Source organism: Burkholderia sp. Ax-1719 (genome assembly GCF_011753055.1).
In the GTDB taxonomy this organism is placed as follows: domain Bacteria; phylum Pseudomonadota; class Gammaproteobacteria; order Burkholderiales; family Burkholderiaceae; genus Paraburkholderia.
This window is the reverse complement of record NZ_VWWJ01000005.1, coordinates 95,015-108,947: the sequence shown is the minus strand read 5'-3', so window position 1 is coordinate 108,947 and position 13,933 is coordinate 95,015. Positions and strand designations below refer to the sequence as shown.

Here is a 13,933-nt window from a genome sequence, read left to right as displayed (position 1 = left end):
GACCCCTTACCTTCCCATTCCTTTCCTGAAATACGCGGCGAGAAAGATTACTGGCCGCTCGAAGCCGACTCGAACGTGTTCGCAAGACGCGTCTGATCCACCACCATGCTGTCGATCAGGCCCTGAAGCTTCACGGTCGCGCTGGAATAGCGGTCGGTGCTCAGGCCATGCACTTCGTAGCGCGCCGTGACGGCGATACGGTTGTGCAGAAAGATCGTCATATTGATGGTCGACAGATAGGCCTTGCTGTCGTCGCTAAACGTCGGACGGCCAAATTCGATCGACGCGTTATAGACCAGCCGTCCGGCGCAATTGGCGGGTTCCGTGCCCGGGCTATAGAGATCCGAGCGCACACCGCGCTGCGCGAGCGCATATTGCAGCGACGGCACGAAATCGGCCGCCGTCACCATCGGATTGATTTCGATGCAGACATCGGTGAGATTCACGGGCCGCCCCGTCACGAATTTCGGCGACGAGTAATTCGAGGCCACGGCGTAACCGGCCTGGATTACCGAACCGGTCGCGTCGGCGGCCGTAATCAGCGTCCACGCGCAGCCGTTGAGAGCGAGCGGCGCAGCAAGCGCCGCTGCGCAAAGTGAGGTGCGGATAACGTTGAGCATGGAGGCGGAGGCAGAACGCGTCGATGGGCTGCACGGCGGGCGGCAGGGCTCGACGTGCATCATCGCGGCAAAGCGTGGTGCGCGAAGGCGCAGACATCGGCCAATGTTGAAAGTGGCTTCCCACTTCTTCGCAAATCTCCCAGCGCGTAAGCGTTTTTTCCACGGCACACCCGCCGGACTGGCTGCCCAGCGTCGATTGCGCACGCCATTACTTACCGCTCACACCCCATTTGAAATGATTCGTAAGCGATTCAGCAATCGCCCCGTTGAGCGAGGTTTTGTGTCGAGGTCGCTGCGTCTATCGTTTCCGTGCGGCGCAGTGCGCCGTGGCGACGCCGGACGAGCCGCCTGTCGTCCCCTGCCATTTCAACATCATCGTGTCCGCCATGAACCGAGAACAGACCAACCGCCGCGCTAAATCTTTCCTGCATCGCGGTCTGAGCACCGCCGCGCTTGCGCTCTTCGCTACGTTCGCCGCAACGACTGCAGCGCAGGCGGCGAGCTTCCATTGCCCGCACAACGCTTCGGCGTCGGAGCGTATCGTCTGCACCGATCCGCAGCTGTCGGCGCTCGACGACAAGCTCGCCGCGCTCTATAAAACAGCCATCGACGCAACGCCCGATTCGACCGCGCTCGAAGCCGATCGCGTGAGCCAGTGGCAATGGCGCCAGCACAACTGCAAGGACAAGGCTTGCGTGACGGACTGGTACAACCGCCGTATCGCCGAACTCGAAGGCGATTTCAAGCACGGCCAGCAAGCCACCGTGCAACGCGTGAAGGATGGCGTTGCCGATCAACACCTCGCGCCGACCGCACGTGACGCCGTGCTGGAAATGAAGGGCATCGAGCCCGCAGTCAAGCACACCGACGCGAAACACGAAGACGCGCAAGCCAGCGCCGAAGCCCTGCGTCTGCGCAAGATGCCGAGCGGCGTGGCCGCCGACGCGCGCCAGAAGCGTATTGCCGACGCTCTCGCCAAGCACATTCCGGCCGCCGTGCCCGCGCCGTCGGCGTCGAACGCGCAGGCAAACGCCGCGTCGAGCAAGGCCATTGCACACGCAACCAGCGTGGCGTCGATCGACGAAGTGATCGCGCAGTCGAAGGACAAGACTGTCAAGGCGGCAACGGGTTCGACCCCGGAAGCCAAGACTGCGGCACAAACCGCACAAGCGCCTGTTCAGGAAGCCGCGGTCGCTGTCAAGTAAGCGACGGCAGGCCGTGGGACGTTGGATAAGGCCCGTCTTGGGCCTCTTGTAAGCGAAGGTAAGAATTGGTCACATCGACAGTATTCATCGAAACGTCGACAACAATTAAAATTTCACGATGAGTCCACACGTTCTCATCGTCGACGACGATCCGGTCGTGCGCGATCTTCTTTCCCGCTTCCTGCGAACCCACGGCTTCCAGACCTCCGTGCTGCACGAGGGTACCCACCTCGCGCGGCGGCTCGAGCTCGAACGACCTTCGGTCATCGTGCTCGACGTCATGATGCCTGGCACCGATGGACTGCGCACGCTCGCCGCGTTGCGCTCGCAGGGCGATGACATTCCGGTGATTTTCGCCTCCGCGCGCGGCGCGGTGACCGATCGCATCGCCGGGCTCACGCTCGGGGCAGACGATTATGTCGCCAAGCCCTTCGATCCGCAGGAACTGCTGCTGCGCATCCAGACCGTGCTGCGCCGTCACGGCGCAGTGCCGCCCAGCGCGCCCGAAGCGCGCGAGCGTTGCCAGTTCGGGCCGTTCGAGCTCGATTTCGCCACGCGCTCGCTGCTGCGCGACGGCGAACGCGTGCCGCTGCGCGACAGCATATTCGCTCTGCTGAAGATCTTCGCCCGCAATCCGTACCGCGTGCTTTCGCGCGTGCTGGTCCACGATCTGCTGCGCGAAGACGGCGTGCCGTTCAACGACCGCAGCCTCGACGTACCGATCTGGCGTCTGCGCCGCGTGATCGAGGACGATCCCGCACAACCGCGTTATGTGCAGACCGTGCGCGGCAAAGGCTATGTATTCGTGCCGCTGCGCGAAGATGAAATCGATGGCAACGGCGTAGCCGATACTGCTAACGCCGGTTCATGAACAATCCGCTGAATACGCTGTTTGGCCGCATGGCCTTGATGTCGGCGCTCGTGCTTTTTATCGTGCAGGCCTGCTGGTTTGTCGTATTCGCACCGCAGCCGCGCCGTCATGAGGTCGAAGGTTTTGAGCGCGGACTGTTGCTCATGCTGCACGCGGCTAACGGCGCAGCGCCCAATGAAGTCGAGCTGGCTCCCGCGTTACGCGTGCATCTGGTGCCCACATGGAACATGCCCGCCGACGTGAATCTTGAAGTGCCCAAACGCGAGCCGCTCGCCGATCTGCGCAAGCAGTTGCTGCGCGATCTGCCGGCAGGCACCGAAATTCTTGCGGATCTGCAGCATCACCGCGCGGCGCTCTGGGTACGCTTTCCGGGCCACCCCACGTGGATCGTCGCGCCCGTCGATCTGCCGCCGCCGCCCAATCTTTTGCCGCAGGCTATCGGCCTGCTCGCCATGTCGTTACTGGTTGCGCTGCTTGCCATGTGGCAGATGCAGCGCCCGCTCTCTCTCGTCGCCAACGCGGCGCGTGCATTCGGCAGCGGCCATCGCCCCGCGCCCGTCAACGAACAAGGGCCGCGCGAACTGCGCGATCTGATCGGTTCGTTCAACCGCATGATGAAGCAGCTGAATGAGGCCGACGACGATCAGGCCGTCATGCTGGCAGGCGTCGCGCACGACCTCAAGTCGCCCCTCACGCGCATCAAGTTGCGCGCCTCGATGCTGGGTTCCGATCTCGAACGTCAACAGCTGTATCGCGAAGTCGATTCGCTCAACGATATCGTCCAGCAGTTTCTGGAATTCGCGCGACAACGGCCTGAATCCGGGCCCGAAGTGGAAGTGGATGCGCTGCTGCGCGAGCAATACTATTCGGATACTGGCAGCGATGAAGACGTGCTTTTCAGGCTCGATCTGCGCGCGGGCCCGGCATTTCGCATGCCGCGTACGCTGCTGGACCGGCTGATTTCGAATCTCGTCGACAACGCGCTCGAACACGGCGTGCCGCCCGTGGAGATTTCCACCCGCCGCGAAGGCGCGCAATGGCTGATCGAAGTGCGCGATCACGGTCCCGGCATTCCCGCCGACCGCGTGGCGGCCGCGATCAAGCCATTCGTGCGTCTGGACGAAGCGCGCGGCGGCGAAGGCCATTGCGGCCTCGGTCTCGCGATCATCACGCGCCTCGTGCGCAATCAGGGCGGTCAGTGCGACCTCTCCAATCACCCCGAAGGCGGGCTGCGCGTACGCATCGCGCTGCCCGCGCTGTAACGCTCAGGCATCCGAACTTCCTTAAACCGCGAGACGCGCGCGCAGACGGCCGACCGTCACCGAATCAAGACCCAGGCCGCTCTGCAGATAGCGATTGATATCGCCGTAGCCGGACTGCAGCGCGTCGCACGCGGCCTGCAGATAGCTCGCCTGCACGGGCGGCGTGAGATTCTGCGAATCCACCGTGGTCGAGCGCCACGCATTCGTCAGAAGAAAATCCTGCACGACGATTTCAAGCGGCACATTGGCGATCAGCAACAACAGCGCCGACGCCCAACCCGCCACATCCACGCCATTGCCGCCAACGATCAATTGCGGCCCCGGCGCTTCGGCAATATGTTCGAGCAGCGCGCCATACGCGATGCATTGTTCGCGCCCCATCACCAGTTCACGCCATTGCGCCTGCATGGCCGCATCCAGTTCGCTCGCCGAATAGCCGGCGAACGAGCGCGGTGCGGGCGTCGCGAGCACGTTGAGCGTGACGCGATTGGCGCTGGTCAGCACGATATCGGGCGTGGCGTCGTTTTCGGCGGGCGTGCGCAGATCGTAGATGCAGGCGAAGGCCATGCGTTCGAGCGTGACCGTGTCCGCTGTATTGGGCGTGAGCGCGTCGGAGCGATACAACAGTGCGCGGCGCACGTGCGCGCCATCGCTGGTCGAATAGCCAGGCGCCGCCCCGCCAATGTCGCGGAAATTCGCCACGGAATTCACGACCGGCGTGGGTGCGAACTGCGGCCCTGTGCCATCCGAATAGTCTCCGCCGCATGCGCTCAGGAGGGTGCTTGCGCAACCACCCAGCGCCAGAACGCTCATGGTGCCCTTGAGCAGCCTGCGCCGCGGCGGACTGGCCAGCGTACCAGCCGCGCCGCGCGCAGCCGCTGTGACGCCGGCAGTGACGCCGCCGGGCATCGCGCCCGGCAAACCTTTGCGCAAGTGTCTGAACGAAGAAGAACTGGCGGAAAAAGGAAGCATCATCGATAGAAAGCGAGTGAGGGGTGCTCGCGTTCCGGCGAGCACGCGGGCGGCGAGATATGCCACGCGCGTAAAAATTGGAAAGCCGAAGTTTACCGGCAGACGGGACGAAAAAGGTTACGTTGCAAGAGTCCGTAATAATCCGTATTACCGGGCATTGCACCGCGCAGGCGCAGCGGCGACATCATGCCGCGCCATAAAGGCCGCGTCACGGTGCATTTTCACCACAAATCTTTCCACTCCTTTCCAATTCGGCAGAGCTGGAAAGTTTGCATGAAACACCTTGTTTGCTCGCGCCTTAGTGGGCTTGGGCCGATGCGAAAACCCCTTGATTTCATTAACGAAACTTCCAATTACTTCCAAAATATTATTCTTGACGCTCAATCTGCCGCTTCTATAATCGCCCGTGAAATTCAGGCATGGACGCCACGCTGCGAAGTTTGCGCACTGGCAGCGACTATTGCCCATGGGAGTGCAACGACATGTACAAAGGCAGTGTCACCGAAGAGGCGCGCGAGGTCATGCGCGCAATCGAACTGATCCAGCTTGGCGCACGCATGCCGGTGCTGGAAAAAGAGCTCAATCTCTCGCGCAATCGTTTGATCCGGCTCTATCGCGAACTCAAGGATGCGTCGCCGCCCAAGGGCATGCTGCCGTTTTCGGCAGACTGGTATTTCACGTGGCTGCCGAATATTCACGCCTCGCTGTTCTACAACATCTACCTGTATCTCAGGGATGAGGCGAAATGCAGCAGGCTCGACGCGCTTACACGCGCGTATCGCCTCTATCTCGAACATTGCGATTGCGCCGAAATCGAACGCGTGCTGAGTTTCACCCGCGCATGGACGCTGCTGCGCTTTTTCGAGGGCGGCCTGCTAACGCTCACGCGCTGTGGCACCTGCACGGGCCGCTTCGTGCGTCCGGTGCGCGAAATTCATAAGCCCTATACCTGCTGCGTATGCGCCCCGCCCTCGCGCGCCGGCGTCACGCGCGCCGTGCTGGAAAGCCGCAACCAGGAAAACGCTGCAAGCATGGCGCTCCTCGCTACGCCGCACGCGGCCTGAACCACGCGGCATATACGTTCGAGTCGATCTAGGGATCGAATCGAGCGTCGCTACTTTCCACGTTCTCCCGCGCGGCGCGAATATCGCGCATTTCTACGCGCTATTCGTCAGGCAATCGGACATCGCGACATGGGAATATCGGGGCGTCGCGATAAAGCGATGGAATTAAAAGAGGTGAACAATGGAAATCGGCAGTTTAGCGACGACCGCGGGCGACGGCGCCGCGTACACCCGCAGCAGTAATACGGATGTCACGACCACCACCACACAAAACGGGGCAGTAAAGACAGACACGAGCGATAGCGCCACGCCCGTGTCGCAGGACGATGCTGTAGCGATCTCGCCACAGGGCTATGCCGCTGCATCGAACGATGCGTCGGCGGACGATGCAACGGACGATGCCGCCGCTGCCTCAACCGATGCATCCGCAACGGCATCGACCGACGCAACAGGGGACGCATCCACAGCCGCCGCCACGGATGCATCGGCGGGAGAAAGCTCCGATCAGGCAAACGCACAACCCATGCGTTCACTGGTCTACGGCGCATTAGGACTTGCACGGCCCGACCAGCCGCCCGATCCCAACCACGCCTATTCGTTTGGCCGATGGCTGGCCGCGGGCATCACCATCGGCGGCCTGATCTCGCTGTTTATCTGAACACCGCGATCCAGTCACGCAGATTCAAAGCATGCGCTGTGTGGGCTGCTTCGCCAGAAAACGCCGCTGGCGAATGTAGCCCACCGCAGCGAGCACCGCACAGCATGCGAGCGTGGCAATCACCTCGCGCCGGTGATCTTCGCTGAGCACCATCACCCCAAACGCGCCGCCGATCAGCAACACCACCAGCACGCCCAGGAACGGATGCAGCCACATTCTGACCTTCAACGGGCCGCTTGCCACGAGGCGCTTGTGCAGACGCAATTGACTCACCGCAATCACGAGATACACCAGCAGCGCGATTGCGCCCGTGGTCGACAGCAAGGCATCGAAGACATATTTCGGCGCAAGATAATTCGCGCCGCACGCCACGAACGCCACCAGACTCGACGCCATCACAGCGCGCGCCGGCACGCCGTTGGCCGTCGTGCGCGTCACAAAACGGGGTGCCTGATGTCGCGTGCCGAGCGAATACATCATGCGCGACGCCGTATACAACGCGGAATTCAGGCAGCTTCCCACTGCGACGAGAATCAGGCCATCGGTAATCAGTTGTGCATAGGGAATGTGAAAACTACGCAATACCGCCTGATACGCGCCCAGCCGCGTCAGATCGGGATCATTCCACGGCACCGTGCAAATAATGACCAGCACCGAGCCGATGTAAAACAGCGAAATACGCCACACCACCGAGGTAATCGCACGACCGATTTCCCGCGCGGGATTTTCCGATTCCGCGGCGGCGATCGTGACCACTTCCGTGCCAAGGAATGTGAACATCGTCGTCAATAACGCTCCAACGATGGGCGCCATGCCTCGCGGAATAAATCCGCCGTGTCCCGTCACGGTTTGCCAGGGCGTCAGATGCACCGACGGCAGCATGCCTGAAAGCGCGGCAATACCGCAGCCGATAAACAGAAGAATGCCGCTCACCTTGATAATCGCGAACCAGAATTCGAGTTCGCCATAATTGCGAACGCTCGCAAGATTCGCGACGGTAAGCGCCGCAGTGACCAGCACGGAGAGTTGCCAGACCGGCACATCGGGCAACCAGCCGTTCAGGATGTTGGCGGCGGCGGTCGCTTCCAGCGGCACCACCAGCACCCAGAACCACCAGTACATCCAGCCGATCGTAAAGCCCGCCCACGAGCCAATCGCCTTATCCGCGTAGGTGGAGAACGAGCCGGAATCGGGCATCGCGCAAGCCATCTCTCCGAGCATGCGCATCACCGTCACGACCAGCAGACTGCCGAACACATAGGCCAGCACGGCGGCCGGCCCGGCTTCGGCAATCGCATGCCCCGAACCGACGAACAGACCCGCACCAATGCTCCCGCCGATGGAAAGCATCACGACGTGGCGCTGTTTGAGTCCGTCTGCCAGGCGATGCGAGCCGTGATGCGCGTCCGCTCGCGCTTCGAGATCCGCGTAACCCGCGGTCGCTGGGTCGATCAAACTGGCTTGCCTGTCTATCTGTCGCATATGTCTTCCTCCGTGTTTTTTTCGGGGACATCGTCGGGCATTCGTCTTTGATCGCTTTCATCATCCGGAGCCAAAAACGCCCGATATAGAACCGTTTCGACCGGCCGTATAACGGTCGCGACAGTCAGCTGCCGCCCTCTCTTCCCCCGTGCGGCCACGTCCCGCCTGCTTCCGCGCCTGATTCCCTGCCTCCAACCCAGGGAAAACCCTCCCATCATTGAAGCATCATCGTCCGCGCCTTCCATGCGCAATCGCAGCGCGTAAACCCTTATTTTTACTATGCCTAATCAAAACCTATACTCCGTCTACAATTTGTATACACACAGATTGGACGGCAAAAGACTCGCCGTCAAACGACGGTCTGGAAGACGCCGTCGTGTAGTACGGCCCCGAGGGGCGGCGCATGCAGCCGGTGCGCGATCACCCGAAGGTGCAGTGGGTTTCAAAAGCGATATTGGAATTAGAAATGCAAACGGTTACCTCGCTCCCTGCCGACGACAAGATGTGTGGCTGGTATCACACGAGTCGCGCGCGCACTCCCAAGGCTGCTCACGCAGGAGAAACCACGGCTCGCTGGGCCGTGATCGGCGCCGGCTTCACCGGCCTCGCGGCTGCCCGCCAGCTCGCGCTCAATTTCCCCGACGATGAGATCGCGCTCATCGAAGCCCAGGAGGTTGGCTTCGGCACCTCGGGGCGCAACGCCGGTTTTGCGATCGATCTGCCGCACGACATCGGCGCGGACGATTACATCGGCGATATCGACACGGCCCGCACCACGCTCAAGCTCAACCTGCTCGGCCAGCAGATCCTGCGCGAACTGGTCGACGAGCACGGCATCGATTGCCATATGAACGCGTGCGGCAAATATCAGGCGGCAGTGGAAGAGCGCGGCGTGGCCGTGCTCGATGCGTATCGCCGGGGTCTGGACAAGCTGGGCCAACGCTACGAAGTGATCGACGGCGCGGCGCTGCCCGAACACATCGGCACCTCGTTCTATCGCAAGGCGCTGTTTACGCCAGGCACGGTGCTGGTACAGCCGTCGGGTCTCGTGAAAGGGCTGGCCGACAGCCTGCCGCCCAACGTCACGCTTTACGAACACACGCCGGTTACCGAAGTGGAATACGGCGACAAGATCGTGCTGGCGCATCGCAATGGCCGCATCACCGCCGACAAACTGGTGCTCGCGAATAACGCCTTCGGCATGCGCTTCGGCTTTCTGGATCGCACCATGCTGCCGGTGTTTCTGTATGCCAGCCTCACGCGTCCGCTCACGAGCGCGGAACAGGCGAAACTCGGCGGCAAGCCGTTCTGGGGCGTGATTCCCGCCGATCCGTTCGGCAGCACCCTGCGCCGCACGCACGATAACCGCATCCTCGTGCGCAACAGCTTCTCGTTCAATCCGGATGGCCGTCCCAAGGAGCAATGTCTCTCGCGCTTTTCGGATCGCCATCGCCTGTCGTTCGAACGGCGTTTCCCCATGCTGCCGCAAGTGGAATTCGATTACACCTGGAGCGGTTCGCTCGCGCTGTCGCAGAACCACAAGGGCTTTTTCGGGCAACTCGCGCCCAACGTCTATGGCGCGCTGTGCTGCAACGGCCTGGGCATCACGCGCGGCACGGTCACGGGCACGCTGCTCGCCGACTGGCTGGCCGGCAAGCCCAATGAACTGACGAATTTCCTGCTGCAAACCTCCGGGCCGAACAAGGCGCCGCCAGAACCGTTCCTTTCGCTGGGCGTGAACGCCACGCTCTGGTGGGGACAACGCAAGGCAGGGCTCGAAAGCTAAGACTCACAACACAACGGCAGACCGCGAAAAATCGGCAAGTTCACATACAGACCGATCGCACCTTATACGAAGCACAGGACGCCACAGACGTGGTTCGGACCACGAAATAGCGTTCCATTTCATGGAAGGAGACTGGCAATGTCGAATCAACACGTATCCATCGAGGACGTCCCGCTCAACGGATTCCATCAGTTGCTCACCATCCGTTCAAGCGGCGGCTGGCTCATGGATGGCTATGTCCTGAGCATCATCGGCGTGGCGATGGTGCAATTTTCCGCAGCGCTCGGTCTGACCAGCTTCTGGGAAGGCATGGTGGCCGCATCCGCGCTGATTGGCATCTTCGTCGGCGGCTTTGCGGGCGGCTGGCTCTCCGACCGCCTGGGTCGTCAAAAGCCCTATTTTTTCGGGCCCGTTATCTTCTTCGTCTGCTCGCTCGCGCAACTCTGGGTCCATTCCGGCGAAGCGCTGTTCGCGCTGCGCTTCCTGATCGGCGTAGGCGTGGGCATTGAATATCCGGTGGCCGGTTCGCTGCTGGTCGAATTCATGCCGCGAAAATACCGTGGTCCGCGTCTGGCCATGCTGACGATCATCTGGTTCCTTGGCGCAGCGCTCGCTTATATCGTCGGCAATCTGATTCTCAGCAGCGGTGCGCCCGATGCGTGGCGCTGGGTGTTGGCCAGCCCCGCTGTGATCGGCATTGCGCTGTTTATCGTGCGCCTGGGTACGCCGGAATCGCCGCGCTGGCTGCTCAGCAAAGGCCGTCGCGCCGAAGCCGAAGCGATCATCAAGAAGGTCTATGGCCCGTCGTTCTCGCTGAAGAATCTCCCTGAAGAAACGACTGAAAAGAAAGTTTCGCTGCTGGCGCTTCTGCACTCCGGCTATGGCAAGCGCATGTTGTTCGTCACGCTGTTCTGGAGCTGCTCGGTCATTCCCGTGTTCGCGGTCTATTCGTTCGCACCGCGCGTGCTTCAGGCGCTCAATCTGACCGGCCAATGGGAATCGCTGGGTTCGGTCGCTATCACGCTGCTGTTCGTGGTCGGTTGCATCATCGCCACGCGCATCATCAATACGATTGGCCGCCGCGCGATGGTGATTCACAGCTTCCTGTGGTCGGCGTTGGCACTGCTCGCGCTGGGCGCATGTTCGAACGGCTCGGCCATTCTGATTCTCGTGCTGTTTGGCGCCTATGCCGTGCTGATTGGCGGTGCGCAGGTGCTGCAACTCGTGTATCCCAACGAAATTTTTCCGACCGATATCCGCGCTTTTGCAGTGGGCATGGGCGCATCGCTCTCGCGTATTGGCGCAGCAATCGGCACGTGGTGCGTGCCCATCGCGCTCAATAGCATCGGCATCGGCAACACCATGTATGCGGCCGCTGCGGTGTCGTTCGTGGGTCTGGCGGCGTCGCTCGCGCTCGCACCGGAAACGCGCTCGCTGAGCTTGCAGGAAGCCGCTTCACTCAATCACTGACTTACTGACCCGCGATCAGTCGCTCCTCATTCCCTTTTTCACGGAAGAACATCATGAAATTTGAAGGCATCTACACGCCGGCCATCACGCCCCTCGACGCAGCAGGCCAGATCGACAAAAAGGCCTTTGCGGAAGTGCTCGAATCGCTGGTCGCAGCCGGTGTGCACGGCATCATCATCGGCGGGTCGACGGGCGAGTATTACGCTCACACCGCGCAGGAGCGCTTCGATCTGGGCAATCTGGCGAAGGAAGTGATCGGCACGCGCACGGCGCTCATCATCGGCACGGGCGCGGTGCGTACCGAGGATTCGGTGGAATACGCCAAGGCCGCAAAAGCCATCAAGGCCGACGCGATTCTGGTCGGCTCGCCGCCCTACGCTCTGCCGACCGAACAGGAAAACGCCGAGCACGCGCTGACGATCGATCGCGCCGCCGATCTGCCGATCATGCTCTACAACTACCCCGGTCGCATGAGCGTTTCGATGGGCCGCGAGTTTTTCAACACCGTTCTGGCGGCGTCGAAGAACTTTGTCGCGATCAAGGAAAGCTCGGGCCAGACCGGCCAGTTGCATATGCTGGCGCGCGAATACCCGCAACTCGGCCTGTCGTGCGGCTGGGACGATCAGGCGCTCGAATTCTTCGCATGGGGCGCGCGTAGCTGGGTCTGCGCCGGTTCGAACTTCCTGCCCGCCGAACATATCGCGCTGTATCAGGCTTGCGCGGTGGAAAACGACTTCAACAAGGGCCGCCGCATCATGTCGGCGATGCTGCCGCTGATGGACTTCCTCGAAGAAGGCAAGTTTGTGCAGTCGATCAAGCATGGCTGCGAGATCATCGGCCTGCGTAGCGGCGGCGTGCGTGCACCGCTCAAGGGTCTCGACGACGACCAGAAGCAACGCCTGCAAGCCATCGTTACCGAACTCAAGCGCGAAGTGGCAGTCGCCGTTGGAGGCCAGGTCTGATGGCCGATCTGCTCAGCGCCCAGGAATATGCTGCGCTGGCCGCGCAGCTGACATTGCCGACCCAGGCCTTTATCGACGGTGCATTCCAGCCCTCGGTTTCCGGCGAAACGTTCACGACCACCAATCCGGCCACGGATGAAGTACTCGCGGAAATCGCCGCCTGCAACGCCGCAGATGTCGATCGCGCCGTCGCCTGCGCGCGCGCCGCATACAAGGATGGCCGCTGGCGCAATCTGCCGCCGTCGCGTCGCAAGTCGATCCTGTTGAAATTCGCCGATCTGCTCGAAGCCAACGCGCACGAACTGGCGACGATGGAAAGCCTGGACAGCGGCAAGCCGATTCGCGAATGCCAGAACACCGACGTTCCCGAAACGATCCATACGATTCGTTGGCATGCCGAACTGATCGACAAGATCTACGACGCCACGGCGCCGGTCGGGTCGAGCGCGCTCTCGCTGGTCGTGCGCGAGCCCATCGGCGTGGTCGGCCTGGTGCTGCCGTGGAATTTCCCGCTGCTGATGCTGGCGTGGAAGATTGGCCCCTCGCTTGCGGCAGGTTGCTCCATCGTCGTGAAGCCCGCCAAGGAAACCACGCTCACCGCCCTGCGCGTGGCGCAACTGGCGCACGAAGCGGGCGTGCCCGCCGGCGTCTTCAACGTGCTGCCTGGCGGCGGCAAGGAAGTGGGCGAGCCGCTGGGCCTGCACATGGACGTCGATATGGTGAGCTTCACCGGCTCCACCGTCACGGGCCGACGCTTCCTTCACTATGCCGCCGAATCCAATCTCAAGCGCATTGTGCTAGAGTGCGGCGGCAAAAATCCGGCCGTGGTGCTCAAAGATGCGGACGATCTCGACGCCGTCGCGCAACACGTCGTCAATGGCGCGTTCTGGAACATGGGCGAGAACTGCTCGGCATCGTCGCGCCTGATCGTGCATGCGGACGTCAAGGACGCCCTGCTCGAACGCATCGGCGTACAGATGCGCGAATGGAAGATGGGCGATCCGCTCGATCCGGAACACCGCATTGGCGCGATGGTCAGCAAGGCTCACTTCGAGAAAGTCCGTTCGTATCTGGAACAGGCGCAAACGGAACAATTGCGCGTCGCTTACGGCGGCGACACGGAACGCGGCATTTTCGTCGAGCCCACCGTCGTCGATGGCGTGAGCGCGCAAAGCCGCCTCTTCCAGGAAGAGATCTTCGGCCCCGTGCTGTCCGTCACGACGTTCAAGGACATCGACGAAGCGATCGAACTCGCCAACGACTCGGTCTATGGTCTGGCCGCCTCGGTCTACACGAGCAAGCTGAACCATGCGATCCGTCTGTCGCGTGAAATCCGCGCGGGCGTCGTGACCGTCAATTGCTTTGGCGAAGGCGACATCACGACACCGTTCGGCGGCTACAAGGAATCGGGCTTCGGCGGCCGGGACAAGTCGGTCTGGGCGCACGACCAGTACACCGAGATCAAGACCATCTGGATCGACGTGCCCGTGTGAACGTAGGCGGTATTCGACGCAGTCGCCGTGGCCAGAGCACTGTTGCAGGTCACGGCGTCGACGCGGGAAAACGCCGGCAATATGGAAA

At 61.8% G+C, this 13,933-nt stretch carries 12 protein-coding genes; 9 read left to right on the top strand and 3 right to left on the bottom strand.

The genetic code is table 11. The features are described 5' to 3' along the window. Positions 1–47: 47 nt before the first annotated feature. Positions 48–620, bottom strand: coding sequence for a hypothetical protein (locus tag F3J17_RS12095; protein WP_167058106.1), 573 nt, complete (start codon positions 618–620; stop codon positions 48–50). Positions 621–1,006: 386 nt separating this feature from the next. Between F3J17_RS12095 and F3J17_RS12090 the strand changes: the two genes are divergently transcribed. The 3 genes from F3J17_RS12090 (at position 1,007) to F3J17_RS12080 (ending at position 3,958) form a co-directional block, all read left to right on the top strand. Further along, positions 1,007–1,825, top strand: a complete 819-nt coding sequence (locus F3J17_RS12090; RefSeq protein WP_167058103.1) for a hypothetical protein — start codon at positions 1,007–1,009, stop codon at positions 1,823–1,825. A gap of 118 nt (positions 1,826–1,943) precedes the next feature. Further along, positions 1,944–2,696, top strand: a complete 753-nt coding sequence (locus F3J17_RS12085) for a response regulator (protein ID WP_167058100.1) — start codon at positions 1,944–1,946, stop codon at positions 2,694–2,696. Beyond that, positions 2,693–3,958: an ATP-binding protein gene (locus tag F3J17_RS12080; RefSeq protein ID WP_167058097.1), complete on the top strand. Its 1,266-nt coding sequence runs from the start codon at positions 2,693–2,695 to the stop codon at positions 3,956–3,958. The genes F3J17_RS12085 and F3J17_RS12080 overlap by 4 nt, the downstream gene beginning before the upstream one ends. Positions 3,959–3,979: 21 nt before the next feature. Here F3J17_RS12080 and F3J17_RS12075 read toward each other — a convergent pair whose 3' ends face one another. Beyond that, positions 3,980–4,771 carry a tyrosine-protein phosphatase gene (locus tag F3J17_RS12075; protein ID WP_205194759.1) on the bottom strand — a complete coding sequence of 264 codons (792 nt, stop codon included), beginning with the start codon at positions 4,769–4,771 and terminating at the stop codon, positions 3,980–3,982. A 641-nt stretch (positions 4,772–5,412) separates the two neighbouring features. Between F3J17_RS12075 and flhC the strand changes: the two genes are divergently transcribed. Together flhC and F3J17_RS12060 are read left to right on the top strand one after the other, a co-directional pair. Beyond that, positions 5,413–5,994 (top strand): flagellar transcriptional regulator FlhC, encoded by a 582-nt coding sequence (gene flhC, locus F3J17_RS12065; RefSeq protein WP_167058088.1) that lies wholly within the window; start codon positions 5,413–5,415, stop codon positions 5,992–5,994. A 181-nt stretch (positions 5,995–6,175) separates the two neighbouring features. After that, positions 6,176–6,652: a hypothetical protein gene (locus tag F3J17_RS12060; protein ID WP_167058085.1), complete on the top strand. Its 477-nt coding sequence runs from the start codon at positions 6,176–6,178 to the stop codon at positions 6,650–6,652. A gap of 24 nt (positions 6,653–6,676) precedes the next feature. Here the strand turns inward: F3J17_RS12060 and F3J17_RS12055 are convergent, their stop codons facing one another. Beyond that, on the bottom strand, positions 6,677–8,134 hold the full coding sequence (locus F3J17_RS12055; RefSeq protein ID WP_167058083.1) for an amino acid permease: 1,458 nt from the start codon (positions 8,132–8,134) through the stop codon (positions 6,677–6,679). A gap of 466 nt (positions 8,135–8,600) precedes the next feature. On the opposite strand from F3J17_RS12055, the gene F3J17_RS12050 reads away from it, so the two are divergent. The 4 genes from F3J17_RS12050 (at position 8,601) to F3J17_RS12035 (ending at position 13,845) form a co-directional block, all read left to right on the top strand. After that, positions 8,601–9,920, top strand: coding sequence for an FAD-binding oxidoreductase (locus tag F3J17_RS12050; RefSeq protein ID WP_167058079.1), 1,320 nt, complete (start codon positions 8,601–8,603; stop codon positions 9,918–9,920). A 138-nt stretch (positions 9,921–10,058) separates the two neighbouring features. Next, positions 10,059–11,390 carry an MFS transporter gene (locus F3J17_RS12045; RefSeq protein WP_167058076.1) on the top strand — a complete coding sequence of 444 codons (1,332 nt, stop codon included), beginning with the start codon at positions 10,059–10,061 and terminating at the stop codon, positions 11,388–11,390. Positions 11,391–11,443: 53 nt separating this feature from the next. After that, positions 11,444–12,352, top strand: a complete 909-nt coding sequence (locus F3J17_RS12040) for a dihydrodipicolinate synthase family protein (RefSeq protein WP_167058073.1) — start codon at positions 11,444–11,446, stop codon at positions 12,350–12,352. Beyond that, the gene (locus F3J17_RS12035) at positions 12,352–13,845 is read left to right on the top strand and encodes an aldehyde dehydrogenase (RefSeq protein ID WP_167058070.1); all 1,494 of its coding nucleotides are present in this window, start codon (positions 12,352–12,354) and stop codon (positions 13,843–13,845) included. Before F3J17_RS12040 ends, F3J17_RS12035 begins: the two co-directional genes overlap by 1 nt. Positions 13,846–13,933 lie beyond the last annotated feature (88 nt).